This window comes from Enterobacter sp. EC_50 (genome assembly GCF_019584525.1).
In the GTDB taxonomy this organism is placed as follows: domain Bacteria; phylum Pseudomonadota; class Gammaproteobacteria; order Enterobacterales; family Enterobacteriaceae; genus Enterobacter; species Enterobacter roggenkampii.
In genome coordinates, this window is record NZ_VDAF01000021.1 from 18813 (window position 1) to 45048 (window position 26236).

General features: G+C 58.0%; 25 protein-coding genes. 9 read left to right on the forward strand and 16 right to left on the reverse strand.

What is annotated here, in order from left to right; translation table 11 throughout:
- Nucleotides 1-204: 204 nt before the first annotated feature.
- Nucleotides 205-1011, forward strand: a complete 807-nt coding sequence (locus FHC48_RS17240; protein WP_021242857.1) for a dienelactone hydrolase family protein — start codon at nucleotides 205-207, stop codon at nucleotides 1009-1011.
- 44 nt (nucleotides 1012-1055) lie between these two features.
- Here FHC48_RS17240 and metE read toward each other — a convergent pair whose 3' ends face one another.
- Complete coding sequence (metE, locus tag FHC48_RS17245; RefSeq protein ID WP_059364962.1) at nucleotides 1056-3317, reverse strand: 5-methyltetrahydropteroyltriglutamate--homocysteine S-methyltransferase; 2262 nt, start codon at nucleotides 3315-3317, stop codon at nucleotides 1056-1058.
- A gap of 115 nt (nucleotides 3318-3432) precedes the next feature.
- On the opposite strand from metE, the gene metR reads away from it, so the two are divergent.
- A complete protein-coding gene (metR, locus tag FHC48_RS17250; protein ID WP_008501529.1) occupies nucleotides 3433-4386 on the forward strand; it encodes an HTH-type transcriptional regulator MetR in 954 nt (317 codons plus the stop codon).
- On the opposite strand, the gene FHC48_RS17255 is transcribed toward metR, so the two are convergent.
- The 3 genes from FHC48_RS17255 to pldB form a co-directional block, all read right to left on the reverse strand.
- Complete coding sequence (locus tag FHC48_RS17255; RefSeq protein ID WP_059364963.1) at nucleotides 4274-5173, reverse strand: carboxylate/amino acid/amine transporter; 900 nt, start codon at nucleotides 5171-5173, stop codon at nucleotides 4274-4276. The genes metR and FHC48_RS17255 overlap by 113 nt on opposite strands.
- A gap of 82 nt (nucleotides 5174-5255) precedes the next feature.
- Nucleotides 5256-6056: a sugar/pyridoxal phosphate phosphatase YigL gene (yigL, locus tag FHC48_RS17260; protein WP_021242854.1), complete on the reverse strand. Its 801-nt coding sequence runs from the start codon at nucleotides 6054-6056 to the stop codon at nucleotides 5256-5258.
- Nucleotides 6057-6087: 31 nt separating this feature from the next.
- Nucleotides 6088-7080 carry a lysophospholipase L2 gene (gene pldB, locus FHC48_RS17265; protein ID WP_059364965.1) on the reverse strand — a complete coding sequence of 331 codons (993 nt, stop codon included), beginning with the start codon at nucleotides 7078-7080 and terminating at the stop codon, nucleotides 6088-6090.
- 109 nt (nucleotides 7081-7189) lie between these two features.
- Between pldB and rhtB the strand changes: the two genes are divergently transcribed.
- Entirely contained in the window at nucleotides 7190-7810 is a 621-nt protein-coding gene (gene rhtB / locus FHC48_RS17270; RefSeq protein ID WP_008501533.1) for a homoserine/homoserine lactone efflux protein, read from the forward strand.
- On the opposite strand, the gene rhtC is transcribed toward rhtB, so the two are convergent.
- The 3 genes from rhtC to pldA form a co-directional block, all read right to left on the reverse strand.
- The gene (gene rhtC / locus FHC48_RS17275) at nucleotides 7807-8427 is read right to left on the reverse strand and encodes a threonine export protein RhtC (protein WP_010426287.1); all 621 of its coding nucleotides are present in this window, start codon (nucleotides 8425-8427) and stop codon (nucleotides 7807-7809) included. The two genes, rhtB and rhtC, sit on opposite strands and share 4 nt — an antisense overlap.
- A 61-nt stretch (nucleotides 8428-8488) precedes the next feature.
- Complete coding sequence (gene recQ, locus FHC48_RS17280) at nucleotides 8489-10318, reverse strand: ATP-dependent DNA helicase RecQ (protein WP_059365003.1); 1830 nt, start codon at nucleotides 10316-10318, stop codon at nucleotides 8489-8491.
- A 90-nt stretch (nucleotides 10319-10408) separates the two neighbouring features.
- Complete coding sequence (gene pldA / locus FHC48_RS17285) at nucleotides 10409-11278, reverse strand: phospholipase A (RefSeq protein ID WP_059365001.1); 870 nt, start codon at nucleotides 11276-11278, stop codon at nucleotides 10409-10411.
- Between the two features lie 163 nt (nucleotides 11279-11441).
- Here pldA and yigI point away from each other — a divergent pair, with 163 nt between their 5' ends.
- Both yigI and rarD read left to right on the forward strand, forming a co-directional pair.
- Nucleotides 11442-11909 carry an acyl-CoA thioesterase YigI gene (yigI, locus tag FHC48_RS17290; protein WP_008501538.1) on the forward strand — a complete coding sequence of 156 codons (468 nt, stop codon included), beginning with the start codon at nucleotides 11442-11444 and terminating at the stop codon, nucleotides 11907-11909.
- 51 nt (nucleotides 11910-11960) lie between these two features.
- Nucleotides 11961-12857: an EamA family transporter RarD gene (gene rarD / locus FHC48_RS17295; protein ID WP_059364999.1), complete on the forward strand. Its 897-nt coding sequence runs from the start codon at nucleotides 11961-11963 to the stop codon at nucleotides 12855-12857.
- Between the two features lie 83 nt (nucleotides 12858-12940).
- Here the strand turns inward: rarD and corA are convergent, their stop codons facing one another.
- From corA to FHC48_RS17335, 8 genes are all read right to left on the reverse strand, one after another.
- The gene (gene corA, locus FHC48_RS17300; protein WP_008501540.1) at nucleotides 12941-13891 is read right to left on the reverse strand and encodes a magnesium/cobalt transporter CorA; all 951 of its coding nucleotides are present in this window, start codon (nucleotides 13889-13891) and stop codon (nucleotides 12941-12943) included.
- A gap of 150 nt (nucleotides 13892-14041) precedes the next feature.
- Nucleotides 14042-14098 (reverse strand): YsgD/CorL family protein, encoded by a 57-nt coding sequence (gene ysgD / locus FHC48_RS17305; RefSeq protein WP_212743980.1) that lies wholly within the window; start codon nucleotides 14096-14098, stop codon nucleotides 14042-14044.
- Nucleotides 14099-14247: 149 nt separating this feature from the next.
- Entirely contained in the window at nucleotides 14248-16410 is a 2163-nt protein-coding gene (uvrD, locus tag FHC48_RS17310) for a DNA helicase II (protein ID WP_021242849.1), read from the reverse strand.
- 107 nt (nucleotides 16411-16517) lie between these two features.
- A complete protein-coding gene (yigB, locus tag FHC48_RS17315) occupies nucleotides 16518-17234 on the reverse strand; it encodes a 5-amino-6-(5-phospho-D-ribitylamino)uracil phosphatase YigB (protein WP_023293565.1) in 717 nt (238 codons plus the stop codon).
- Nucleotides 17234-18136 carry a tyrosine recombinase XerC gene (xerC, locus tag FHC48_RS17320; RefSeq protein WP_059359201.1) on the reverse strand — a complete coding sequence of 301 codons (903 nt, stop codon included), beginning with the start codon at nucleotides 18134-18136 and terminating at the stop codon, nucleotides 17234-17236. The genes yigB and xerC overlap by 1 nt, the downstream gene beginning before the upstream one ends.
- Complete coding sequence (locus FHC48_RS17325) at nucleotides 18133-18840, reverse strand: DUF484 domain-containing protein (protein ID WP_008501544.1); 708 nt, start codon at nucleotides 18838-18840, stop codon at nucleotides 18133-18135. Before FHC48_RS17325 ends, xerC begins: the two co-directional genes overlap by 4 nt.
- Nucleotides 18837-19661, reverse strand: coding sequence for a diaminopimelate epimerase (gene dapF, locus FHC48_RS17330; RefSeq protein ID WP_059364996.1), 825 nt, complete (start codon nucleotides 19659-19661; stop codon nucleotides 18837-18839). The genes FHC48_RS17325 and dapF overlap by 4 nt, the downstream gene beginning before the upstream one ends.
- 35 nt (nucleotides 19662-19696) lie before the next feature.
- Nucleotides 19697-19900: an LPS translocon maturation chaperone LptM gene (locus tag FHC48_RS17335; protein ID WP_021242847.1), complete on the reverse strand. Its 204-nt coding sequence runs from the start codon at nucleotides 19898-19900 to the stop codon at nucleotides 19697-19699.
- Between the two features lie 135 nt (nucleotides 19901-20035).
- Between FHC48_RS17335 and cyaY the strand changes: the two genes are divergently transcribed.
- Nucleotides 20036-20356: an iron donor protein CyaY gene (cyaY, locus tag FHC48_RS17340; protein WP_008501546.1), complete on the forward strand. Its 321-nt coding sequence runs from the start codon at nucleotides 20036-20038 to the stop codon at nucleotides 20354-20356.
- A gap of 89 nt (nucleotides 20357-20445) precedes the next feature.
- On the opposite strand, the gene cyaA is transcribed toward cyaY, so the two are convergent.
- The gene (cyaA, locus tag FHC48_RS17345; RefSeq protein WP_059364995.1) at nucleotides 20446-22989 is read right to left on the reverse strand and encodes a class I adenylate cyclase; all 2544 of its coding nucleotides are present in this window, start codon (nucleotides 22987-22989) and stop codon (nucleotides 20446-20448) included.
- 349 nt (nucleotides 22990-23338) lie between these two features.
- Between cyaA and hemC the strand changes: the two genes are divergently transcribed.
- From hemC to hemX, 3 genes are read left to right on the forward strand one after another with little or no spacing between them, the layout of a single operon-like run.
- Complete coding sequence (gene hemC, locus FHC48_RS17350) at nucleotides 23339-24280, forward strand: hydroxymethylbilane synthase (protein ID WP_059364993.1); 942 nt, start codon at nucleotides 23339-23341, stop codon at nucleotides 24278-24280.
- Complete coding sequence (gene hemD / locus FHC48_RS17355; RefSeq protein WP_021242845.1) at nucleotides 24277-25017, forward strand: uroporphyrinogen-III synthase; 741 nt, start codon at nucleotides 24277-24279, stop codon at nucleotides 25015-25017. Before hemC ends, hemD begins: the two co-directional genes overlap by 4 nt.
- Before the next feature lie 20 nt (nucleotides 25018-25037).
- Nucleotides 25038-26234, forward strand: a complete 1197-nt coding sequence (gene hemX, locus FHC48_RS17360; RefSeq protein WP_044597487.1) for a uroporphyrinogen-III C-methyltransferase — start codon at nucleotides 25038-25040, stop codon at nucleotides 26232-26234.
- Nucleotides 26235-26236: the final 2 nt, after the last annotated feature.

The window sequence follows — 26236 nt, forward strand, 5'->3', positions numbered from 1 at the left end:
CAGAAGCGGAAAGCATAATTTCGTGACACATCTCACCATGAATGAAAATGATTGCATTGAATTTCCATAAAAAAGTGATTTACATCACATTAACAAGTTATATCGTCAGGTGCTGCACAAAAGATAGACCGTTTAAGGCACTGTGAGTTGTTAACCTGGTGACTATATTTACCTTTGCGCTAACTCATTGGTACGGAGAATGCCATGACTGAAAAAACCGGTTTTGCACCTGCTGCGGCCCCGCATGCCTCAACCATCGTCTCAACGTCTGAAGAGGCCATCACGGCGGGTGAGACCTCTATTCCCTCGCAGGGAGAGAATATGCCTGCTTACCACGCCCGACCAAAATCGGCAGACGGTCCGCTGCCCATCGTGATCGTGGTTCAGGAAATTTTCGGCGTTCACGAACACATTCGCGACCTCTGCCGCCGGCTGGCGCTGGAAGGCTATCTGGCCGTTGCGCCAGAGCTCTACTTTCGCCAGGGCGATCCGAACGATTACAGCGATATTCCCACCTTGCTCAGCAACCTGGTCAGCAAAGTCCCGGACGCGCAGGTGCTGGCCGATCTCGACCACGTCGCCAGCTGGGCGGCGCGCAACGGGGGCGATCCCCATCGTCTGCTGGTCACCGGTTTCTGCTGGGGCGGACGCATCAGCTGGCTGTATGCCGCGCATAACCCGCAGCTTAAAGCCGCTGTGGCCTGGTACGGTAAACTGGTAGGTGAAAAAACACTCAATTCACCGAAACATCCCGTGGATATCGCCACGGAGCTGAATGCCCCCGTATTAGGGCTGTATGGCGGTCAGGACACCGGTATTTCGCTGGATTCGGTAGAGACCATGCGCCATGCGCTCCGTGCGGCCAATGCGAAGGCGGAGATCGTGGTGTATCCGGATGCCGGGCACGCGTTTAACGCGGATTATCGTCCGAGCTATCACGCGGAATCAGCCAAAGACGGCTGGCAGAGAATGCTGGCGTGGTTCAGCCAGTACGGCGGTAAAAAAGCGTAAAAAAAAGCCCGGTGGCGTCTACGCCTTACCGGGCCTACGCATCATCAAGCCTGACGCAAGTTTTGCGCCGCCTTCACCATGTTCGCCAGCGCGGCACGCGTCTCCGGCCAGCCGCGAGTTTTCAGGCCGCAGTCCGGGTTCACCCACAGACGCTCTGCCGGAATGCGCTGGGCCGCTTTTTTCAGCAGCGACTCAATCCATTCCACGCTCGGCACGTTCGGAGAGTGGATGTCGTACACCCCCGGACCGATTTCGTTCGGGTAGTCGAATTCTTCAAACGACTCCAGCAGCTCCATGTCTGAACGCGAGGTCTCGATGGTGATCACGTCAGCGTCCAGCGCGGCAATCGAATCCATGATGTCGTTGAATTCGCAGTAACACATGTGGGTGTGGATCTGGGTGTCGTCCTTCGCCACCGCGGCGTTGATGCGGAATGCCTCCACGCCCCACTTCAGGTAGGCATCCCAGTCGCTGCGGCGCAGCGGCAGACCTTCGCGCAGGGCCGGTTCGTCAATCTGGATGATGCCTATGCCTGCAGCTTCCAGATCCGCCACTTCATCACGCAGCGCCAGCGCGATTTGCTTCGCGATGGTCTCGCGGGTCACGTCCTCACGCGGGAAGGACCAGCAAAGGATGGTCACCGGACCGGTGAGCATGCCTTTTACCGGCTTGTCGGTCAGGGACTGGGCGTACTTCGCCCACTCAACCGTGATCGGCTCCGGACGGCTGACGTCACCGATGACCACCGGCGGCTTCACGCAGCGGGAGCCATAGCTTTGTACCCAGCCGTTCTGGGTAAAGACGAACCCGTCCAGGTGTTCACCGAAGTATTCCACCATGTCGTTACGCTCGGCCTCGCCGTGCACCAGAACGTCCAGCCCCAGCCGCTCCTGCTCGATAATCGCCTGCTTGATGTGTTCGGCAATCCCGGTGCGGTAGTGATTCGCATCCAGATTCCCCTTTTTGAAGTCCAGACGCAGGCCGCGGATTTCGGTGGTCTGCGGGAAGGAACCGATAGTGGTGGTTGGCCACGCGGGCAGGTTGAACCGGGCGCGCTGGGCTTCGGCACGGACTTCATACGGGCTCTGACGCTGGCTGTCCCGGGCGGTGATGGCCGCCAGGCGTTTTTCCACTGCCGGGTTATGCACGCGCGCCGAGTGACGACGTGCCTGGATCGGCGCGCTCCATGCGTTAATCGCCGCCGTGTCGCCGCTGTTCAGCGCATCGCGCAGCAGCGCCAGCTCTTCACATTTTTGCAGGGCGAAGGCAAACCAGCTTTTTACTTCAGGGTCGAGACGGGTTTCCACGCTCAGATCGATCGGGCTGTGCAGCAGCGAGCAGGACGAGGCCAGCCACAGCTCACGTTTGCCAACGATGTCTTTAATTTGTGCGTATTTCTCGGTCAGATCGGCGCGCCAGACGTTACGGCCGTTGACCAGACCGGCGGAGAGCAGCCAGTCTGCTGGCAGGCGCTTGTGCAGTTCTGCGACGTCATCTTTGCCATGCACCAGGTCAACGTGCAGCCCCTGCACCGGCAATCTGGTGATGGTGCTGAGGTTCGGCGTCACACCTTCAAAGTAGGTGGTAAGCAACAGCTTCACCTGTCCGTTGAGTGCATCGTAAGCCGGTTTGAAAGCATCAAGCCAAACCTGAGGCAGTTCGAGCACCAGCGCGGGCTCGTCGATTTGCACCCACTGAATGCCACGTTTGCCCAGCTCAATCAGCACCTGTTTGTAGACCGGCAGAATGTCCTTCAGCAGGCTGAGCCGGTCAAACGGCTCGCCTTTGACTTTCCCCAACCACAGATAGGTCACCGGCCCCAACAGTACGGGTTTCACCTGGTGGCCCAACGCCAGCGCTTCGTCCACTTCATCCAGAAGCTGCGTCCAGGTCAGCCTGAACTGCTGACCTTTTACGAACTCCGGCACCATATAGTGATAGTTAGTGTTAAACCACTTGGTCATTTCCGCCGCTGCCGCTGGCTCACCCGTTGGCGCACGGCCACGGCCGATGCGGAACAGGGTATCGATATCTACCGATCCATCGTTGTTCTGATGACGAGCCGGCACGTTGCCAAGCAGCAGGCTGGTCGTCAGAACATGGTCGTACCAGGCGAAATCGCCCACCGGCAGCAGGTCAATTCCCGCCTGCTTCTGCTGCTCCCAGTGACGGGCGCGCAGCTCGCGCCCCACCGCCAGCAGTTCTTCACGGGTGGCGTTCCCCGCCCAGTAGCTTTCTTGCGCTTTTTTCAGCTCGCGACGCAGGCCAACGCGAGGGAAACCGAGAGTGTGATTGCGGATTGTCATGGTATGCCCCTTGTGAAATTCGTTATTTAGACGTCCAGATGTTTACACTTCTATAATTGGCAGATACTGTATATTCCTCAAGCGCAAAATGTTCATGGCGAAGTGAAGGACTTTCATGATCGAGATAAAACACCTGAAAACGCTGCAAGCGTTGCGGAACTGCGGATCGCTCGCGGCAGCGGCGGCCACGCTGCACCAGACCCAGTCCGCCCTTTCTCACCAGTTCAGCGATCTGGAACAACGCCTCGGCTTCCGTCTTTTTGTGCGTAAGAGCCAGCCGCTGCGCTTTACGCCGCAGGGCGAAATTTTGCTTCAGCTGGCGAATCAGGTTCTGCCGCAGATCGCCAGCGCGCTGCAGGCGTGTAACGAACCGCAGCAGACCACGCTGCGTATCGCCATTGAGTGCCACAGCTGTATTCAGTGGCTGACCCCCGCGCTTGAGAACTTCCGCCAGAAGTGGCCGCAGGTGGAAATGGACTTTAAATCCGGCGTGACGTTCGACCCGCAGCCCTCGCTGCAGCAGGGCGAGCTGGATCTGGTGATGACGTCCGATATTCTGCCGCGCAGCGGCCTGCACTATTCGCCGATGTTTGATTATGAGGTGCGCCTGGTGCTGGCACCGGACCATCCGCTGGCGACCAAAACGCGCATCACGCCGGAAGACCTGGCAACGGAAACGCTGCTGATTTACCCGGTGCAGCGCAGTCGTCTGGATATCTGGCGCCACTTCCTGCAGCCCGCTGGCATTAGCCCGCAGCTGAAAAGCGTGGATAACACCTTGCTGTTGATTCAGATGGTGGCGGCCAGCATGGGTATCGCGGCGCTGCCGCACTGGGTGGTGGAGAGTTTTGAACGCCAGGGCCTGGTGGTCACCAAAACCCTGGGTGAAGGACTGTGGAGCCGGCTGTACGCCGCCGTGCGCGATGGCGAGCAGCGTCAGCCGATTACGGAGGCGTTTATTCGCTCAGCGCGGAACCACGCGTGCGACCATCTTCCGTTTGTGCGGAGCGCGGAGCGACCCAGCGTCGATGGACCCACAGCGAAGCCAGGATCACCGCTCCCCCAATAAGGAAGCTTGGCCAGTGCGGCTGTTGCTGCCAGATGGCAAGGTTGACCAGCAGCCCTGCAGGAACATGTACGTTGTTCATGATCCCGAGCGTACCGGCGTCGACCTGCGTCGCGCCGTAGTTCCACATGAAGTACCCCAACCCGGAAGCCACGACGCCCAGCCAGACCAGAACACCCCACTGTACGGTGGTGGTAGGCAGCTTTTGCGGGTTACCCAGCATAAACCACGCCGCCACCGCGACGATCGCGGCCCCCATGTAGAACCACGCAAACGCGTTATGCTGCGGCATCGGACGGGTTTCCATCAGGCGTTTGTAGCCCACCATGCCGATGGCGAAGCTGATGTTGGCGAGCTGGACGAACATCAGCCCGGTCCAGAAGTGATCGCTCACTTTGTCGTAGCGAATAATTGCCGCGCCAATCACCGCCAGCGCCGCACTCAGCAGATATCCCCGACGCAGGCGGCGCTTGCTGAGCAAATCGTAGATTAGCGTGATATAAAGCGGCGTTAGCACGGTGAACAGCAGGAATTCCGAGACGGACAGGTAGACGTAAGCCCGGAAGCTGAACAGGTACATGATGCCGAGCTGCATCGCCCCCACCAGCATATACAGCACAATCGTTTTCAGCGACTGCCCGCGCGTGCGCAGAAACGGCAGGAACACCAGCGCCGCCAGCCCCACGCGCATCAGCACCGAGAAGTAGCTGTCGACCGAACCGGCAAGGTATTCGCCAATCAGGCTAAAGGAGAAGGCCCACAGGATAGTGGTGATAATGAGTAGCGCCACAATGCTTGTCTCTCAGAAAGAAGGACAGGCATTGTAGCGAACTCTTTAGTTGACAACTGAGCAATAAACAACCGAATGAAGATTATTCAAGGAACAGCTTGCGCAGGTATTTCGGTACCGCGTTGTCAGCGTTAGAACCAATCACCTCCAGCTCCGGGTGCAGATCTTTCAGACGCTGATGCGCGTTCTGCATGATGCAGCCCTTACCCGCCATCGACAGCATTTCAGCATCGTTCATGCCGTCACCAAAGGCGATACAGTCTTTCAGCTCGAAGCCCAGACGTTTCGCGACCGCTTCCAGCGCGTGCCCTTTGGAGACGCCTCCCGCCATCACTTCCAGACAGGTCAGGGTTGAGAAGCTGACGTTGACGCGATCGCCCCAGCGGGCGTTGATCGCCTGTTCCAGCGGCAGCAGCTCTTCGTGGCTGTCGCAGGTGAAGAACACCTTGCTGATCCCCTCCGGCTCCAGCAGGCCTGGCTCGTACAGGGAGTAGTTGAATACGGCTTCCTTGAAGAAACGCATCTCATCCGGGCGGTGGCGGTTCATGAACCAGTCGTCGTCGCGGTAAACGTTCGTAACGATAGCCGGGTTGTTGTGCACCACGCCGAACAGATCGGCGGCAATATCGCGATCCAGGTTGTGGGTAAAGATCAGGTTGCCGTCGGTATCGTGCACACGCGCACCGTTGGAGGTGATCATGTACGATTTGATCTCAAGATTATCGCGGATCTGCCCCACGTCGACGTGGTGCCGGCCGGTGGCAAATACGAAGTTCACGCCACGGGCGGTCAGAAGCTTCAGGGTCTCTTTCGCGTAAGGCGACAGGGTGTGGTCAGGGGAAAGCAGCGTGCCATCTAAATCAGATGCAACAACCTGGTACATAGGGATTTCAACCTCTGGTGGAAAACAAAAATCAATTATGCCTGTTGAAAAATTCAACAATGGCGTTGAGCGCGACTGAGCGCATAGCGTCCTTTTCAAAAAGGATCTCATGGTACGCGCCGTTAATGACCAGCGGTTTTCCCCCTTCACAAGGGTGACCGGCGGCAGCGCGCAGTTCACAATAGCGGTCATGCATGCGGTTATCCACCACACGCTCTTCTTCCGCCTGAATCAGAAGTGTTGGCGTGTCGTCGTTGTCGACACCAGCCAGCACCTGCTCACCGGCAAGGATACCTTCCCGTACCCAGTGATATGTCGGGCCACCCACGCGCAGGCGGGGCTCATCGGCATAAAAACGCAGGTTACGACGATAGCGCTGGCGACTGTGCGTCAGCACGTTCATCGCAAACGGCAGCGCCCGCCAGCGTCCCGTCCCGATGGCATAGCCTTCCCGAATGCGCTGATGGCCCTCAGCCCAGTCGAGAATATGGCGTACCATCCAGTCAGGAAAGCGCATGATGATGCCATACATCGGCGCGGTGAGCGCAATGGCGTCGCACTGGTGAGCGTGGCGCTGTAAAAACAGCGTTGAAATCGCACCGCCCATTGAGTGCGCCAGAATATAGCGCTTCCGCCAGGGGCCTGGCTCGACCTCCTGCTGCCAGAACGCGGCGAGATCGTCGACGTAATCGCTGAAGTTATCCACGTGGCCGCGATGGGTATCCGATAACAGGCGCCCTGACAGCCCCTGCCCGCGGTGATCGATAATCAGCACATCGAAGCCCAGATGGAACAGGTCATAGGCCAGTTCGGCGTATTTGATGTAGCTCTCAATACGTCCGGGGCAGACCACAATGACCCGGTCATTTTTCTTGTCGTGAAAACGCACAAAGCGTACTGGAATATCGCCGACGCCCGTAAACTCATCTTCCTCACGCTGGCGCCAGAAATCGGTCAGCGGCCCCATGGAGAAAGCAGCAAATGCGTTTTCTCGTGTTTCCCAGTCCTTTTTCTGCTGAAACATTGGGTTTCTACTCACCTAAGCCAAGGAATATCGTTTTTTCGTAACCGGTCACAAAATGACTCAACAATAGCGTATTGTGGCATAAAAACAGACAATTCGGGAGTTTCAAATGACCTTCGAGTGGTGGTTCGCTTACCTGCTGACATCCATCATCCTTAGCCTTTCACCGGGCTCGGGCGCCATTAACACCATGACCACCTCCATCAACCACGGCTATCGCGGCGCGGCGGCGTCCATTGCCGGTTTGCAGACCGGGCTGGGCATTCATATCGTGCTGGTCGGGATTGGTCTGGGCACCCTGTTCTCCCGCTCCGTACTGGCCTTTGAAGTGCTGAAATGGGCCGGGGCGGCCTATCTGATTTGGCTCGGCATCCAGCAGTGGCGCGCGGCAGGCTCCATTAACCTGAATACGCTCGCTCAGACGCAAAACCGCGGTCATCTGTTTAAGCGTGCGGTTTTCGTCAACCTGACCAACCCGAAGAGCATCGTTTTCCTCGCCGCGCTGTTCCCGCAGTTTATCGTGCCGCATCAGCCGCAGGTGATGCAGTATGTAGTGCTGGGCGCGACCACCATTATCGTCGATATTATCGTCATGATTGGTTACGCGACGCTGGCGCAGCGGATTGCGGCGTGGATTAAAGGGCCTAAGCAGATGAAGGCCCTGAATAAAGTCTTTGGTTCGCTGTTTATGCTGGTTGGCGCGCTGCTTGCGTCAGCGCGTCATGCTTAGCGAGAAATGATGAGATGAATGCCGAAGCCGGCGAACAGCGCGCCGGCGAAGCCGTCGATCCACTTCGCAATACGCTGGTAGCCGCGGCGCATCGCCGGTAAGGCGAACAGACTGGCCACGATGGTAAACCAGGCAAAGGTTTCAACGACGATCAGCAGGAAGATGCCCCAGCGTGCGCCCGCACCGACGCTATCACCCACAAACAGCGAGAACACGGAGCCGAAATAGATAATCGCTTTCGGGTTCGCCAGGTTGGTCAGCAGCCCTTTTACAAAGCTGCGGCCGCCCGTTGCCAGCTCGACCTTTGGCTCTTCCGGTTTTTTCTCTTCTTTTTTCAGCGCCCCGCGCAGCATCTGGTAGCCCATCCAGCACAGGTACAGCCCGCCGCCGACCATAATGATGTTATGCAGCCAAGCCATCTTCGCCAGGATCAGGTTCAGACCGAGCAGCGCAACCGCCGCCCAGACCATTACGCCCATGGTGATACCGAGCACACCCATCATCGCCTCCTTGCGGGAGCGGCTGACGGCCGTTTGCGACACGAAGAAAAAGTCAGGTCCCGGGCTCATCAGCGCAACGATGTGCACTAACGCCACGGTGAGAAATAGCATTAACATAATTAGCTCGCGGGGAAATAATTCAGTGAGTCATCATCCTGGCACTTTTTCGCCCGGCTGACTACTCCTCATCATCACCATCAACGTGGGAACGGATGAGCGCCATAAACTCTTTACCGAAGCGCTCCAGCTTGCGCGTACCGACGCCGTTGACGCTGAGCATTTCGCTGGCGCTGAGCGGCATCTGCTCGGCCATCTCAATGAGCGTCGCGTCGTTGAACACCACGTATGGAGGGATGTTCTCTTCATCAGCGATGGCCTTACGCAGCTTGCGCAGTTTGGCGAACAGCTTGCGGTCGTAGTTGCCGCCGTAGGATTTCTGCATCACGCGCGGCTTGAGGGCGACCACACGCGGCACGGCGAGCTTCAGTTCAACGTCACCGCGCAGCACCGGACGCGCCGCTTCGGTCAGCTGTAGCGCGGAATGCTGAGCAATGTTCTGCGTGGCAAAGCCGAGGTGAATCAGCTGGCGAATAATGCTGACCCAGTGCTCGTGGCTCTGGTCCTTGCCAATACCGTAGACAGGCAGCTTGTCGTGGCCCATGTCGCGGATACGCTGGTTGTTGGCACCGCGCAGCACTTCCACCACGTAGCCCATCCCGAAGCGCTGGTTCACGCGGTAAATGGTCGAGAGTGCCTTACGCGCGTCCATCAGACCATCGTACTGTTTCGGCGGATCCAGGCAGATATCGCAGTTACCGCACGGCTCCTGTCGCCCTTCGCCAAAGTAGTTGAGCAGCACCAGACGACGGCAGGTTTGCGCTTCGGCAAACGCGCCCATCGCGTTGAGCTTGTGGCGCTCGATATCCTGCAGCTGCCCCTGCGGCTTCTCTTCCAGACAGCGGCGCAGCCACGCCATATCGGCCGGATCGTAAAACAGCATCGCTTCCGCAGGCAGGCCGTCACGCCCGGCGCGACCGGTTTCCTGATAGTAGGATTCAATATTGCGCGGAATGTCGAAATGCACCACAAAGCGCACGTTGGGCTTGTTGATCCCCATCCCGAACGCCACCGTCGCGACGACGATTTGCAGGTCGTCGCGCTGGAATTTTTCCTGCACGTCGGCGCGGATGTGGTTCTCTAACCCGGCATGGTATGCCGCCGCGCTAAAGCCGCGATTTTGCAGACGCGCAGCGGTGTCTTCCACCTTTGCGCGGCTGTTGCAGTAGATGATGCCGGACTTGCCGCGCTGCTCCTGGACGTAGCGCAGGAGCTGATCCAGCGGCTTGAATTTTTCCATCAGCATGTAGCGGATATTCGGGCGGTCGAAGCTGCTGACCTGAATATACGGGTCGTTCAGCCCCAGCAGGCGAACGATATCCAGGCGCGTGGTGTCATCCGCCGTGGCGGTAAGCGCCATAAACGGCAGCTCGGGGAAGCGCTGACGCAGCTGGCCGAGGGCGGCGTATTCCGGGCGGAAATCGTGTCCCCACTGGGAGATACAGTGTGCTTCATCCACCGCCAGCAGAACCGGATTCCAGTGCGCGAGATGGTCGAGGAAGTTATCCAGCATCAGGCGTTCCGGCGCGATATACAGCAGGCGGATCTGCCCGGTGCGGCACCCGGCCATCACCTCTTGCTGCTGCTCCCGGGTTTGCGTCGAGTTCAGACAGCCCGCCGCGACGCCGTTGGCGAGCAGCTGGTCAACCTGGTCTTTCATTAGCGAAATGAGCGGGGATACCACGACCGTCAGGCCGTTAAGCACCAGCGCGGGCACCTGATAACAGAGGGACTTACCGCCGCCGGTCGGCATCACCACCAGGCAGTCACGGCCTTGCAGCACCGTTTCAATGATGGTTTCCTGGCCAGGGCGGAACTGCTGGTAGCCAAAGGTTTCATGCAAAACCTGTTTAGCCAGCGACTCCTGATTCAATACTTCCGCCTGCGCCACATTAACCCCATATGCGAAAAATAAAACAGGCGCTATTTTCAGCGCCTGAGAGAGAAACTTCAACGTTTAACGCAAAAACATTCGAGCAACCTAGAGAATATCGTTCAGCATCACGCCCACGCCGACGCGGGTCTGGTTGAAGTTGTAATCGATAAGCGACTCGCCGTAACCGCTGTAGATCTGCGTATAGATGCGAACGTGCTTCGTCATAGGATAGCTTAAGCCCACTTCCGCGCCGCCGTAACCGGTATTCCAGTTATACTGCCCCTTCGCGCTCAGTACGGCATCGCCCAGCTGATAGCCGACTTTGAGCTGGTAGTAGCCCATGTATTTGGTGATGTCCGGGTTGTCATCAGTGCTGCCGACCACATACCACGGCTTCACCTCCACCATCCAGTTACCGTTCTGCGCCATCAGGCGCGTATAGGCGCGGTTCCAGCTACGGGAAGTCGGATCGGAACGGCCGTTAGAATCATGGTTAAAGCCCACTTCGACGTCACGCAGCGTCCAGCCGGCGAATTCATAATCCGTTGCGAAGCCGAGGAACAGCTGCGGCTCGTAGTTGGTTTCGCGGAACGGCGAGGATTCCCCGCTGTTAGAGAGCTGCCACCAGGACTTCTGCGTGTAAGACGCACCGAGCACCGAGTTCGGCCCCAGAATGCCGCGCCAGAACGGGAACGCGAGGCTGAGCTGGAACTTCACCTCATCTTTACGCGCATTATCAGACCAGTTATAGGAGTTTATCGCCTCTTTGTTGAGGTCGCTGGTCTGGGTGTAAATCACGTAGTTGGTGTCGTACGGATAGAGCGTGAACGGATTGTCATGCTCCTGAAGAAGGTTCGCGATAATGCTACCGTGCACGGCAGGCTTATCATGCACCTCTTTAATTGTCGCTTCCTGCGCATAGGCTGTGAGGGGCAGCGAAATCGCCGCCAGTAACCAGGCCAGATACGTCCGCATCGGTGGTGTTCTCCTGCAAAAGAGTAAAATTACCTGAATAGTTATGTGGCGAACATTCTACAGACTTCTGAGACAACAGCTGCATCCTCGTTTCTGAAAGTAGCATTCCTTGTTGCTGAGGCATAAAATCAACATTTCGTTAACAATAAGGATGTGATGCCTCATGTCAGCCATGCTTACCGCCGAAGAAGTGTTAAAACTCGTGGGCGAGATATTTGTTTACCATATGCCGTTTAACCGTGCGCTGGGACTGGAGCTGGAGCGTTACGAGAAAGACTTTGCCCAGCTGAGTTTCAATAACCAGCCGATGATGGTCGGGAACTGGGCGCAAAGTATTTTACACGGCGGCGTGATTGCCTCCGCGCTGGACGTGGCGGCAGGACTGGTCTGCGTGGGCAGTACGCTGACGCGCCATGACACCATCAACGAAGACGAACTTCGCCAGCGTCTGGCGCGCATGGGCACCATTGATTTGCGCGTCGACTATCTTCGCCCGGGGCGCGGAAACCGCTTCACCTGTACCAGCAGCCTGCTGCGCGCCGGGAATAAAGTTGCCGTGGCGCGCGTGGAATTACACAACGAAGAACAGGTTTATATCGCCAGCGCAACCGCCACTTATATGGTGGGTTGAGGCGGCAAAATCGGGTAAAATTGATTCACTTTTTTGTAACGGATTTTCCCGATGGATGCTAAACAGACGCGGCAGGGCGTTTTACTCGCCCTTGCCGCTTATTTTATTTGGGGTATCGCCCCGGCGTACTTCAAGCTAATCTCCTACGTTCCGGCTGACGAGATCCTCACTCACCGCGTCATCTGGTCGTTTTTCTTTATGATTGCGCTGATGAGCCTCAGCCGTCAGTGGTCGGGCGTCAAAACGCTGCTGCAGACCCCGAAGAAGATCTTCCTGCTGGCGCTCTCTGCCGTGCTGATTGGCGGTAACTGGCTGCTGTTTATCTGGGCAGTGAATAACCATCACATGCTCGAAGCGAGCCTGGGGTACTTCATTAACCCGCTGGTGAACATCGTGCTGGGGATGATTTTCCTCGGTGAGCGCTTCCGCCGGATGCAGTGGGTGGCGGTGATTCTGGCCTTCTGCGGCGTGCTGGTGCAGCTGTGGACGTTCGGCTCGCTGCCGATTATCGCCCTCGGTCTGGCGTTCAGCTTTGCCTTCTACGGCCTGGTGCGTAAGAAGATTGCGGTGGAAGCGCAGACGGGGATGCTGTTTGAAACCCTGTGGCTGCTGCCGGTGGCGGCGATTTATCTCTTCGGCATCGCCGACAGCCCAACCAGCCACATGGGCAGCAATCCGTGGTCGCTGAACCTGATGCTGATGGCGGCGGGCGTGGTAACTACCATTCCACTGCTGTGCTTCACCGGTGCAGCGACGCGCCTGCGTCTCTCCACGCTGGGCTTCTTCCAGTATATTGGCCCGACGCTGATGTTCCTGCTGGCAGTGGTGTTTTACGGCGAAGTGCCGGGTGCGGATAAGATGGTGACGTTCGCCTTTATCTGGGTGGCATTGGCGATCTTTGTTGCGGATGCGATTTATACCCAGCGCAGGGGGCGCAAAGGGCTGTAGGCCTTTTTGCCGGATGGCGGCTGCGCCTTATCCGGCCTACAAGATCTGTAGGCCCGGTAAGCGTAGCGCCACCGGGCGGATTCTCAAAGCCAGTTACGACGCTTAAAGTACAGATACGGCGCCAGCCCGGCGAGGATCATGAAGATAATCGCCCCCGGGTAGCCAAAGCTCCACTTCAGCTCCGGCATAAACTCGAAGTTCATCCCGTAGCTGGACGCCACCAGCGTCGGCGGCAGGAACACCACGGACACCACCGAGAAGATCTTAATGATGCGGTTCTGCTCGATGTTGATAAAGCCCATCGCCGCCTGCATCAGGAAGTTCACTTTCTGGAACAGGGATTCGTTGTGCGGCAGCAGGGATTCGATATCGCGCAGGATCTCACGCGCCTGCTCCAGCTGACCGCCCGGCAGACGCGCCTTGCGCACCAGGAAGTTCAGCGCGCGCTGGGTATCCATCAGACACAAACGCACCTTCCAGCCGATATCTTCCAGCTCCGCCAGGGTGGAGAGCGCTTCGTCGTACTCATCGCCCTGATGGCCTTCCATGATCACGCGGCTCAGCTTTTCCAGATCGCTGTAGATGTTTTCAATTTCATCCGCCAGCTGTTCAATTTTGGTCTCGAACAGATCGAGCAGCAGCTCATAGGCGTTGCCGTCCACCATCGCCTGGCTGCGGGCGCGCATGCGGTAAAGGCGGAATGCCGGTAGCTCACGCTCGCGCAGGGTAAACAGACGACCGTCGCGAATGGTAAACGCCACGGTGGAGTTGCCCGCGTGGTCTTCGGCATCTTCGAAGAAGAAGAAGGAGTGAATGTGCAGGCCGTCTTCGTCTTCAAAAAAACGGGCGGATGCTTCGATGTCTTCCAGTTCCGGGCGCGTTGCCAGGCTTTGCCCCAGCTCAGATTGTACGCGAAGGCGCTCATCGTCGTCCGGCTCGACCAGATCCACCCATACGGCATCAATGAGGGGCTGTGACTCTTCGGCTTCAAGCCGAGTCAGTCGGTTATTTTCGAGTTGAAATGCGCTCAACATGACCGGGACTCCCAATGCAAAAAATATCGGACAGTTCGGTGGGCACACAGAAACAAATTGGGTTTCAGACCATTAAACAGCCTGACTCAGCGCGACGGGAATAATGCAGTCGCTGACAACCACTAAGGCCATCAGCATGAGGAGATAGCCTTAGGAGTTGTTCCTGGATGACAGGGAATTGAGCCAGTATCTACTGGGTGTGTCCAAGGCGAATGTCCTCTTAGCGTAATCGTGCGCGCATGTTACGCCAGCTATAACTGTGGCGTCAACACGCAACGAAACGCTGAAGGGCATTAATTGACCTTCAACGTATAAGGCTAGCAGATTATTACAAAATAATGATATTTTTCTGAAAGTTAGACTGTTTCCAGCTTCGCGTAGGCGGCCACCAGCCATTTGATCCCCTGCCCCTGGAACGCCACCTGCAGGCGGCTGTGCTCGCCGCTGCCTTCCAGATTCACAATGGTGCCTTCGCCAAACTTCGAATGGCGCACGCGCTGGCCCAGCTTGTAGCCGGTGTCGGTTTCCGCTATCGGCGAGCCCATGCGCTGATGGCTGACCGGACGGCTGATGCTCGCCCGCAGACGTACCTCTTCGACACACTCTTCCGGCAGTTCACCGATAAAGCGCGACGGACGGTGGTAGACCTCTTTACCATAGAGACGGCGGGTTTCAGCGTAGGTCAGCGTCAGCTTTTGCATCGCTCGCGTCACGCCCACGTAGGCCAGACGGCGTTCCTCTTCCAGACGTCCGCCTTCATCCAGCGACATCTGGCTCGGGAACATCCCCTCTTCCATGCCAACGATAAACACCTGCGGGAACTCCAGACCTTTGGCGGAGTGCAGCGTCATGAGCTGAACCGCATCCTGCCAGGTGTCCGCCTGCCCTTCGCCCGCTTCCAGCGCGGCGTGGGAGAGGAACGCCTGCAGCGGCATCAGGTCCTCGTCTTCTTCGTTGTAGCTGAACTGGCGCGTTGCCGTGACCAGTTCCTCTAAGTTCTCAATACGGGTCTGGCCCTTCTCGCCTTTTTCCTGCTCGTACATGGTGCGCAGGCCGGAGTCTTTAATCACCCGGTCGGTCTGCACGTGCAGCGGCATGTCGGCGGTTTCCTGCGCCAGGGCGTCAATCAGTTCAAGGAAGCGCTGCAGGGCGCTGGCCGCGCGTCCGGCAAGGGCCTTTTCCTGCAGCAGCTCGCGGCACGCCTGCCACAGCGTCAGCTGACGGTCGCGCGAGGCCTGACGCACCACGTCCAGCGTACGGTCGCCAATCCCGCGGGTCGGCGTGTTGACCACGCGTTCAAACGCCGCGTCGTCGTTACGGTTGGCAATCAGACGCAGATACGAGAGCGCATCTTTGATTTCCTGACGTTCGAAGAAGCGCATACCGCCGTAAATGCGGTACGGCATCCCCACCTGCAGCAGCGCCTCTTCCAGCACGCGCGACTGGGCGTTGCTGCGATAGAGAATGGCGCACTGCTCCAGCGCGCCGCCGTTGTCCTGCCAGGTTTTGATGCGGTTGACCACGAAGCGCGCTTCGTCGAGCTCGTTGAAGGCGCAGTAAATCGAAATCGGTTCGCCGTCGACGCCGTCGGTCCACAGTTTTTTACCCAGACGCCCGTTGTTGTTTTCAATCAGGGCGTTGGCCGCGCTGAGGATATTGCTGGTCGAGCGGTAGTTCTGCTCCAGACGGATGGTTTCGGCGCCGGGGAAGTCGTTAAGGAAGCGCTGAATGTTTTCCACCTGCGCGCCTCGCCAGCCGTAGATGGACTGATCGTCATCGCCCACGATCATCACCTTGCCGGTATCACCGGCCAGCAGGCGGATCCACGCGTACTGGATGTTGTTGGTATCCTGGAATTCGTCCACCAGAATGTTGGTGAAGCGTTCACGGTAGTGCTGCAGGATGTGCGGCTTGTTGAGCCACAGCTCGTGGGCGCGCAGCAGCAGCTCGGCAAAATCCACCAGGCCGGCGCGATCGCACGCTTCCTGATAGGCCTTGTAGACGTTCTGCCAGGTCTGCTCGACCGGGTTGCCGAAGCTCTGAATGTGGTGCGGGCGCAGCCCTTCGTCTTTCTGGCCGTTGATGTACCACATCGCCTGACGCGGCGGCCACTGCTTCTCGTCGAGGTTCATCGCCTTGATCAGGCGCTTCAGCAGACGGAGCTGGTCTTCGCTGTCGAGGATCTGGAAATCCTGCGGCAGGTTGGCGTCCATGTGGTGCGCACGCAGCAGGCGGTGCGCCAGACCGTGGAAGGTGCCAACCCACATGCCGCCTTGGCTGGTGCCCATCAGCTGGGCGATGCGGTGGCGCATCTCCGCCGCCGCCTTGTTGGTGAACGTGACCGCCATGATGGAGTACGGCGAGCAGTTTTCCACGCTCTGCAGCCAGGCGATACGGTGAACCAGCACGCGCGTCTTACCACTGCCCGCTCCAGCCAGCACCAGCAGGTTGGTGCGCGAGGCGGCAACCGCGTCACGCTGTTTGTCATTAAGGCTGTCGAGCAGGTAAGAAACGTCCATTGGCACCGTCACATAGTATTCAGGAACAGAGCAAAACGCCCGGTGGCGCTTCGCTTACCGGGCCTACAACTGCAAAACCCTGGTAATTTATACAATATTACTGGTGATTATATCAGCGTCGTGAGGGATGCCAACCGCGAAATTTCCACGTGCGGCAGAAGACGGCTATCGGAGGCGATCATCAGGTCAGCATTTTCCGGCTTGATCCAGCAGGCCTGCATGCCGCAGCGGATGGCGCCCGCCACGTCTGTGGTCAGGTCATCCCCCACGTGCAGGATCTTACCCAGCGGCAGGTTAAGCTTATCCGCCGCCAGATGGTACATGTCACTGAACGGCTTCGCGCGCCCGTGAGGACCCGCACGCAGCACGAATTCAAAGTAATCGCTGAGGCCGAACAGCTCCGGCTGGGCATTGCCGTTGGTGATGGCCACCAGCGGCCACTTTTCGGCAAGCGTCGCCAGCGTGTCGTGGGTTTCCTGCGGCACGTCGATACGGCTGCGCCATTTAGCGAAGTTTTCCATGGCCGCTTCCGCCCCAATCGCGGCATCCTGCGCGCTCAGGCCTACATTCAGCATCGCCTGCTCAACCGCGCGACGACGCCATTCGGTCACGTCGTGGTAAATGTCCGGCTCGGTCTCCCGCAGGGACTGACGCAGCTTCTGGAAGTCCTTGTTCTGCATCGTCTTCAGCGCGGGATGATAGTTCTGCACAAACGCCAGCGACTCCTGCTCGGTACGCAGGATCACCTCGCGGTTGTCATAAAGAGTGTCATCAAGGTCAAACGTCAGGGCTGAGATCTGACCGAGTGGGCGGTAAAAACGCATTATTTCCCCCGTTTGGCGCGTGGATGCGCCGCGTCATACACCGAGGCGAGGTGTTGGAAGTCTAAGTGGGTATAAATTTGAGTCGTCGACAGGTTCGCGTGGCCAAGCAGTTCCTGCACGCCGCGCAGATCGCCGCTCGACTCAAGCATGTGTGTTGCAAAGGAGTGGCGCAGCTTGTGGGGATGCACGTGGCTGTTCAGCCCCTGCTTAATGCCCCACTCCGCAAAGCGCTTCTGCACGTTACGCGCCGAGATCCGCTTGCCGAGTTTCGACAGGAACAGCGCATCTTCGTCAGTGCCAAACAGCCCGCGCAGGTCAAGCCAGTGCTCAATCCAGGAAACCGCATTGCGGCCAATCGGCAGGCGGCGCTCTTTGCTGCCCTTCCCCATTACCCACACTTCGCCCGATTCCAGATCGAGATGCTTCAGGTCGAGGTTGACGAGTTCAGACAGACGCAGCCCGGCACCGTACATCACCTCCAGCATCGCGCGATCGCGGACGGCCAGCGGATCGTTCAGATCGATATCCAGCAGGCGGTTTACGTCGTCAACGTCAATATTTTTAGGCAGATGGCGCGGCGCTTTCGGCGTGGCGATCCCTTTTGCCGGGTTGGCTTTTATGCCGCCCTGGCTGACCAGCCAGTCGAAGAAGCTGCGCAGCGCAGAGAGCCTGAGCGCCAGGCTCGCCGGGCTGAGGTTTTTTTTGCGGCTACGCACGACAAACCCGCGTACCGTCGCAGCATCACATTGTTGCCAGCTTTTCAGGCCGATCTCGTCGGCGATCTGCATGATGGCATCAAGCTGACGCTGATAGTTAAGCAGCGTAATGGGGCTAAGCTGGCGTTCCACGCCGAGATAGCGTAGAAAGCGCGAGACGTCAGTGGCGAGCAGTCCGTCCGTCATACGCGCTCAATCCAGCGCTCCAGCAGCTCGGGCAGCATCAGGGCGATCTCCTGCAGCAGGTGCGTGGCTTGCCCCTGCTCATAGTGATGCGCGTCGCGGCTGGTAAATAAGATGACGCCCAGATCGCCATCGCGCCCCATCAGCGACATCGCCACCGAGCCAATCGCTTTGGCCTCCGGTAACACCACCAGCAGCTCAGGACCGTTAAGCGGCCCCAGATAGTGGTGCTCATGGCCCAGACGCTGAATGCGCAGCGGTTCAAACGCCTGACGGCTCAGTGCCAGATGGGTAAATCCCGACGGTGCGCCGATGCGCCAGCGGTCAGGGAAAAGACGAATCGTTGCACCCGCCAGCCCCAGCTCGCGGGCCCAGCGGTGGAAGCGGCTGAGAAACTCGTCAAGACTGTGCGCCGACGCCAGACGCGCCTGCAGATGCAGCAGACGATAGAACAGGCTTTCATTGGTGCTGGCCTGCTCCATCAGCAGCGTCATGTTCTCTTCAAGCTGGCTGATGTGGTTGCGCGCGCGCGCCATGTGCCATTCCACCAGCGACACGGTTCCGCGAACCGGATGCGGCACGCGCATCTCTTCGACGACGCGTGCATTGCGAATAAAAAACTCAGGATTGCGCAGCAGATAATCAACAACAGCTCTGTCGTCCAGTTCCGTCACTGTTTCCTGCAGTTCTTCCCCTGGTTGTTTCATAGATGGATAAACCCGTCATAGACATGTGCCGCCGGGCCCGTCATATACAGTGGATGACCCGGTCCTTTCCAGGCGATATCAAGCCGACCGCCCGGTAATTCCACGCGAACCTCTTCAGCCAGTAACCCCTGGGAGATGCCCACGGCCACTGCCGCACAGGCTCCGCTTCCGCAGGCCTGCGTCTCGCCCGCACCGCGCTCGTAAACCCGCAGACGAATGTGCTCGCGCTTCACCACCTGCATAAAACCGATGTTCGCGCGCTCCGGGAAACGTTCGTGGCTTTCCAGCACCGGGCCGAGCGTTTCGACCGCGGCGGTATCCACATCATCAACCTGAATCACGCAGTGTGGGTTACCCATTGAGACGACGCCGCACAATACTGTCTGCTCGGCCGCCCGCATAATATAGGTCTTTTCCGCTTTGTTTGCGCGAAACGGCACGACGGAAGGCTCGAAGTTAGGCTCGCCCATGTTCACGCGCACCAGCTCATCATCGGTGACGCTGAGCACCATGCGACCATTGGCTGTACTGACGCGAATATCACGCTTGTTAGTCAGCCCTTTCAGGCGGACAAAGCGGGCGAAACAGCGCGCGCCGTTGCCGCACTGGTTCACTTCGCTGCCGTCCGCGTTAAAAATACGGTAGTGGAAATCGAGGTCGGGATCGTACGGCGGCTCAACCACCAGCAGCTGATCGAACCCCACGCCCAGATGCCGATCCGCCAGACGACGGATCAGTTCCGGTGAGAAAAACACATTCTGCGTTACCGCGTCGACGACCATAAAATCGTTGCCAAGGCCATGCATTTTAGAGAACTGCATCATTTGCTCCATTGCGCGGGTACAGAACGTTGTCGTCAGAGATTAACCTGAGTCGGGCCGCCGTTGTCGCCACGGTCGTTAGTATCTGGCGTGGAAGACTCAATGCCGCTGTTAACCGGTTTCGTCGGCGGCGGTGCGGTTTTATCCGCAGGCGGAAAGTACAGTGGTCCCTTCAGTCCGCAGCCAGTCAGGCTAAACAGCGTGATGAGAACGGCAAGCGTTCGGAAAGCGTTTTTCATTATAAAGTTGCCCGTAAGTTCAAATCTGTTTCTATCATCGCAGGAGAAGACACAAAAGCAAGAGTTTGCCGCTTTCCTGCAACGGGAATTATTTAGGGTTATACTGCCGGCATCACGAAAAACAGGAACAAAACCATGAACGACAGTGAATTCCATCGCCTTGCCGACAACCTGTGGATGACCATCGAAGAGCGTCTTGACGACTGGGACGGCGACAGCGATATCGATTGTGAAATCAACGGCGGTATTCTGACCCTGAGCTTCGAAAATGGCAGCAAAATTATTATTAACCGTCAGGAGCCGCTTCACCAGGTGTGGCTGGCGGCCAAACAGGGCGGCTATCACTTCGATCTGAAGGGTGATGAGTGGGTGTGCGACCGTAGCGGCGTACCGTTCTGGGATCTGCTGGAACAGGCCGCGACCGCGCAGGCGGGTGAGGAAGTGCGTTTCAGGTAGTTTTGTTGCCCGGTGGCGGCTGCGCCTTACCGGGCCTACAACGGCTCGAACCGTAGGCCGGGTAAGCATTAGCCACCCGGCGAAAAGGCTCAGGAGAAATACTGCTGCAACAGCGGCGCGGTGTCCTGATTGGCAGGCGCGGCAGGCGTGACGGCCTGAGTGCGGAACGGGATCACCTGCGCACGGCCATCGACGTTCACAATCTGGTAGAACTGCGGCAGGTTAAAGTTGATAAAGCTTGAGCCGTAGGTAAAGCGGTCATGCGAAGAGGAGTAGAAGCGGCTGACGTCGCGCACCAGCTCCTCTTTACTGCCTTCACAATGGTGATACACCTCGGCGCGGTTGGTCTCATCCAGAATGTAGATGTTGAACCCGGCATCGTCGCCCGACTCTTCAAAGAAGAACTGAATAATCCCTTCACTGGCAAAGCCGTCCACCACCTGCGGGAGCTTAACGTGGTTGGTTTCCACCTGCACCGACAGGCCATGCAGCTTGTTATGCGAAATCGCGCCGTAGAATTCAATGGCGTTTTCCAGCTTCTGTACCGATACGTTGAGACGTTCAAAGAACAGGCCCCAGGTCTGGCCGGAGACGCGCAACGCTTTAAAGCGCCCGGTTTCCTGACGGGTACTGGAGAGACGCAGCTCGATACACTCGGAGACCAGCTGCTGCACGCGGGTACGAATCAACCCGCGCAGGTGCTGGCTGTAGCAGAACACTTCCACGCTGTCCGGCGGCGCGGCATCCTGGTGCATCTTGCCGAGAATGGTTTTCAGCGCCTCGATCATCGCCTGCTCGCCGTTGAAGTGCAGGGTACGCACTTCGTTCCACGAGTTGCGGTACAGCAGGTCCACGCTGCCCACCAGGCAGTTTTGCTGCTCGCCAAAGCTAAAGACGTCCAGCTTGCGGAAGTCAAAATGGACCACCTGATTGCGGAAGGCCGCCGTCGGGTCGTATTCCAGGTTGACGATGATCGCCAGATGGCGAATCTCACACGGGCTGTAGAGCGCTTTTGGCGTCGGCGCAGACAGACGCAGCGGGAAGTGGTGCGACACATCTGCGACCATCTCCTGCAGCTTAGCGAGATCGACCACCTCGTTGCCTTTGATAAACAGGCGCGTGCGCGAGGTCAGCAGGCCGTTAAACCAGGCCCAGGCCACCAGCTTGTTCAGATAGCGGTTATATTCCAGCGGCTGATGGCTGATGATGGAATCCATGCTTGGCGCACGGTTGTACAGATACCACCCGGTGCGGTTCGCGCGGCCCGGCGGCACGTAGATAAACGTCAGGTTCGGTTCTGACAGGTCAGGCGAAATCTGCGGGTTAACCAGCGTGACTTTACCCGGCAGCGCTTCAAACGCGGCGTACAGCTTACGGGTCAATACCCCGATGTCCTGCGGGCTGGCGGAAACGCTGAGGTTGTTGCGGCGCGCAAAGCGAATCAGATTACGGTAGCTTTGCATCATCGCATCGAGCAGTTCGTTGTGCGCTTCACGCACCTGATCGATTTTCCAGTTGGCCCGGTTGTCGAGCATGGACAGACGCGCGTCGTCCCATCCCCACTCTTTCACTAACTGGCTGACCACTTCACGACGCCAGCCCACGCAGGCGCGTTCGCGGCTCAACTTCTCACAGACTTTGAGATAGAAACATCGACGTACCAGGTCCAGACGCGTGGTGTCATCAATGGCTTTCAGGTATTCGGTTACGCGCTCGAGCATCATGCAGTAGGCGTCGAGCCCGAAGGAGACGATCTCCCCGTCGTGCAGGCGCTGTTTGATGTCTTTCGCCAGCAGGCGCGGCGTCGGGTATTCCCAGGAGTAGGCTTCAAGCAGCAGCGTTTTCAGCACCGCTTTGTACGGTGAGTCGATACTCTTATAGAGCTGCCAGAGGCTTGCGCCGAAATACTCTTCCGCAGACAGTGAGCTGAGACCGCCGAGGTCCAGCCATTCGTTTGGCGTCAGTACGCCCTGCGCATAAAGCGACATGACGTAATCGTCGTAATGCTCTTCTTCTTCGCACGGGACCATATTCCACAGAATACGTTTCCCGGCCAGGCGAACGGCAGTACGGTAGAATTCATCCAGCAATAAGATGTGCTGGGTCGAGCCGCAGTCCTCACCACCCAGACTGCCGCTTTCGTTATGGCGGAAACGGTTTTCATCAATCAGGAAGAAGCTCACTTCCACGCCGAGCGAGGCCGCCCAGCTCTCCAGCAGGCTGCATTTACGCTGCAGCAGCTGACGCTCTTCGTTATCGAGCCAGGACTGATGACAGACCCAGATGTCCAGGTCAGAAGAACAGCTTTGCCCTACCGATGAGGTGCTCCCCATAGAGTAAACGCCGGTAATCGGCAGTTCACCTTTCGGGGACTCCTGTGGCGGCATGCCCCGGTAGAGTTCCAGCTCGTTCAAATAATGCTGTTGGGTTTCATCAGGCGTGAAAAGACAAATGCCCTGGGGAACGTTACCATCAAGGTAGCCAGGCATCAGCGGGTGGTGATAGTGCAATAATGTCGGCAGCAGACTGTATACCTGCTGGAAAGCAGGGCCCATAGCAGCAAGCGCGCGATCCACACGCAGTTGATTTATGGCATCCAGTCTCTGTTTCAGAGTCTCAATATAGAGGTACAAGACGTATCGCCTGATGTTTCCGGGTGTCGCAGCTATTCAAAACACGACTAACAGCGGACCCGCAGTATTTCAAAAAGATAACCGTTACCCTTTTTCGCCCTTATCATTTTTGGTGGTACCGACGAAAAAATGGTCTAAAACGTGATCAATTTAACACCTTGCCGATTGACCGTAAAGAAAGATGCGCTACATACAAGTGTAGCACCGTTCTGTACGTGTAAATTCCTGAATACGGCTCTGGCTGACGAATACGCCGCCTTGTCCCTCTCACTCTTCATCAACCGTAAAACTGCCATCCCAGAGTCAACAATGTTAGGATGGTTAGCGATTGATAATGACGGTAACAAGCATGTTAGACAATGTTTTGAGAATTGCCACACGCCAAAGCCCTCTCGCGCTCTGGCAGGCACATTATGTGAAGCAGCGCCTGGAAGCCTGCCACAGTGGATTGCGCGTCGAGCTGGTGCCGATGGTCACGCGCGGTGACGTGATCCTCGATACGCCGCTGGCGAAAGTGGGCGGCAAGGGCCTGTTTGTCAAAGAACTGGAACTGGCATTGCTTGAGAACCGCGCCGATATCGCCGTACATTCGATGAAAGATGTGCCCGTCGAGTTCCCGGAAGGGCTGGGGCTAGCGACCATCTGCGAGCGCGAAGACCCGCGCGATGCGTTTGTCTCTAACCGCTATGACTCGCTCGACGCGCTGCCAGCGGGTAGCGTGGTTGGCACGTCCAGTTTACGCCGTCAGTGTCAGCTGGCGGAGCGTCGTCCTGACCTGATCATCCGCTCGCTGCGCGGTAACGTCGGCACGCGTCTGGGCAAGCTAGATAACGGCGATTACGATGCCATTATTCTCGCCGTTGCCGGCCTGAAGCGTCTGGGGCTGGAAGAACGTATTCGCGTAGCGCTGCCGCCAGAGCTCTCACTGCCCGCTGTTGGCCAGGGTGCCGTCGGCATCGAGTGCCGTCTGGACGATGCGCGTACCCGCGAGCTGCTTGCCCCACTGAATCATGAAGAAACCGCTACGCGCGTAAAAGCGGAGCGGGCGATGAATACCCGCCTCGAAGGCGGGTGCCAGGTGCCAATTGGCAGCTATGCTGAATTGACGAATGGCGAACTGTGGCTGCGCGCGCTGGTAGGCGCCCCGGACGGTTCGCAGATGGTGCGCGGCGAACGTCGCGGTAACGCGCAAGATGCCGAGCAGCTTGGCGTGTCGCTGGCGGAAGAGTTACTGGATAACGGCGCCCGCGAGATCCTGGCTGACGTATATAATGGAGAGCCCCCTGCATGAGTATTCTCGTCACCCGCCCTTCTCCCGCAGGAGAGCAGTTAGTGAGCCGTCTGCGCGCACTGGGGCAGGTGGCCTGGAGTTTTCCGCTCATTGAATTCTCCCCCGGTCGCGAGCTCTCTGCGCTCGCCGACCAGATGAATACCCTTCAGGACGGTGACCTGCTGTTTGCGCTGTCGCAGCATGCCGTGGAATTTGCCCACGCACAGCTGCAGCAGCAGGACATGGCCTGGCCAACCGCCCCCGGCTATTTCGCGATTGGCCGCACAACGGCACTGGCGCTGCATACCGTAAGCGGCGCGGACGTTCGTTACCCGTTAGATCGGGAAATCACTGAAGTCTTGCTACAATTACCTGAATTACAAACTGTTGCCGGAAAGCGTGCGCTCATTTTGCGCGGCAATGGGGGGCGCGAGCTGCTGGGCGAAACGCTGCGTGAACGTGGTGCGAACGTGACGTTCGTTGAGTGCTATCAGCGCTGTGCAAAACACTACGATGGCGCGGAAGAGGCGATGCGCTGGCACGCGCGAGGCATCAATACGCTGGTGGTCACCAGCGGTGAAATGTTACAACAGCTTTGGACGCTGATACCGCTTTGGTATCGCGAAAACTGGTTACTCCGCTGTCGGCTTCTGGTCGTCAGTGAGCGTCTGGCGAACCAGGCCCGGGAACTGGGCTGGCAGGATATTCGGATCGCTGATAACGCCGACAACGATGCGCTGCTGCGCGCATTACAATAACTCTCAAATGGGAAGCCATAATGACGGAACACGACAAATCCTCCGCCGTGGTTGAAGAGACCAGGGAGACTGTGGAGACGACGCCACAGCCAGAGACGACTGAGAAAACCGCTGAGAAGAAAAACGGCAGCAACAAAACAAGCCTCACGCTGAGCGCGATTGCCATCGCCATTGCGCTGGCAGCGGGGGTTGGCCTGTACGGGCTGGTGAAGCAACAGAGCGCTAACCAGACGTCCACCAGCGATGCGCTGGTGAATCAGCTCACTGCCCTGCAAAAAGAGCAGGAGACGCAGAAAACCGAGCTGGAAGCCGTGATTAAGCAGCAGGCCGCCGCGCTTGCCGAAGCGAACAGCAAACAGGAAGAGCTGACCAAACAGCTGGGTGAAGTACAGCAGAAAGTCGCCACGATTTCCGGCACCGATGCCAAAACCTGGCTGCTCTCGCAGGCTGACTTCCTGGTGAAGCTCGCCGGACGTAAGCTCTGGAGCGATCAGGACGTCACCACTGCCGCCGCGCTGCTGAAAAGCGCCGATGCAAGCCTGGCGGACATGAACGACCCAAGCCTCATTACCGCCCGTCGCGCGATTACCGAAGACATCGCCAGCCTCTCCGCCGTTTCGCAGGTGGATTACGACGGCATTATCCTTAAAGTGAATCAGCTGTCGAATCAGATTGATAACCTGCAGCTAGCGGATAACAACGACGACGACTCCCCGATGGATTCCGACGGTACGGAGCTTTCCAGCTCGCTGAGCGAATGGCGCATAAACCTGCAGAAAAGCTGGCAGAACTTTATGGACAGCTTTATCACTATCCGCCGTCGCGACGAAACTGCCGTACCGCTGCTCGCGCCGAACCAGGACATCTATCTGCGCGAGAACATTCGTTCCCGCCTGCTGGTGGCGGCCCAGGCCGTGCCGCGTCATCAGGAAGAGACCTATAAACAGGCGCTGGATAACGTCTCAACGTGGGTACGCGCTTACTACAACACCGATGATGCGACGACCACCGCCTTCCTCGAAGACATTGATAAGCTGAGCCAGCAGAACATCACCATGAACGTGCCGGACAAGCTGACCAGCCAGCCGATTCTGGAGAAACTGATGCAGACGCGCGTGCGTAACCTGCTGGCGCAGCCGGGCGTGCCGGCTGAGCAGACGGGCGGAGCGGCACCTGCTCCGGCTCCTGCGCCTGAAAGCGCACCGCAGGGAGAGTAACG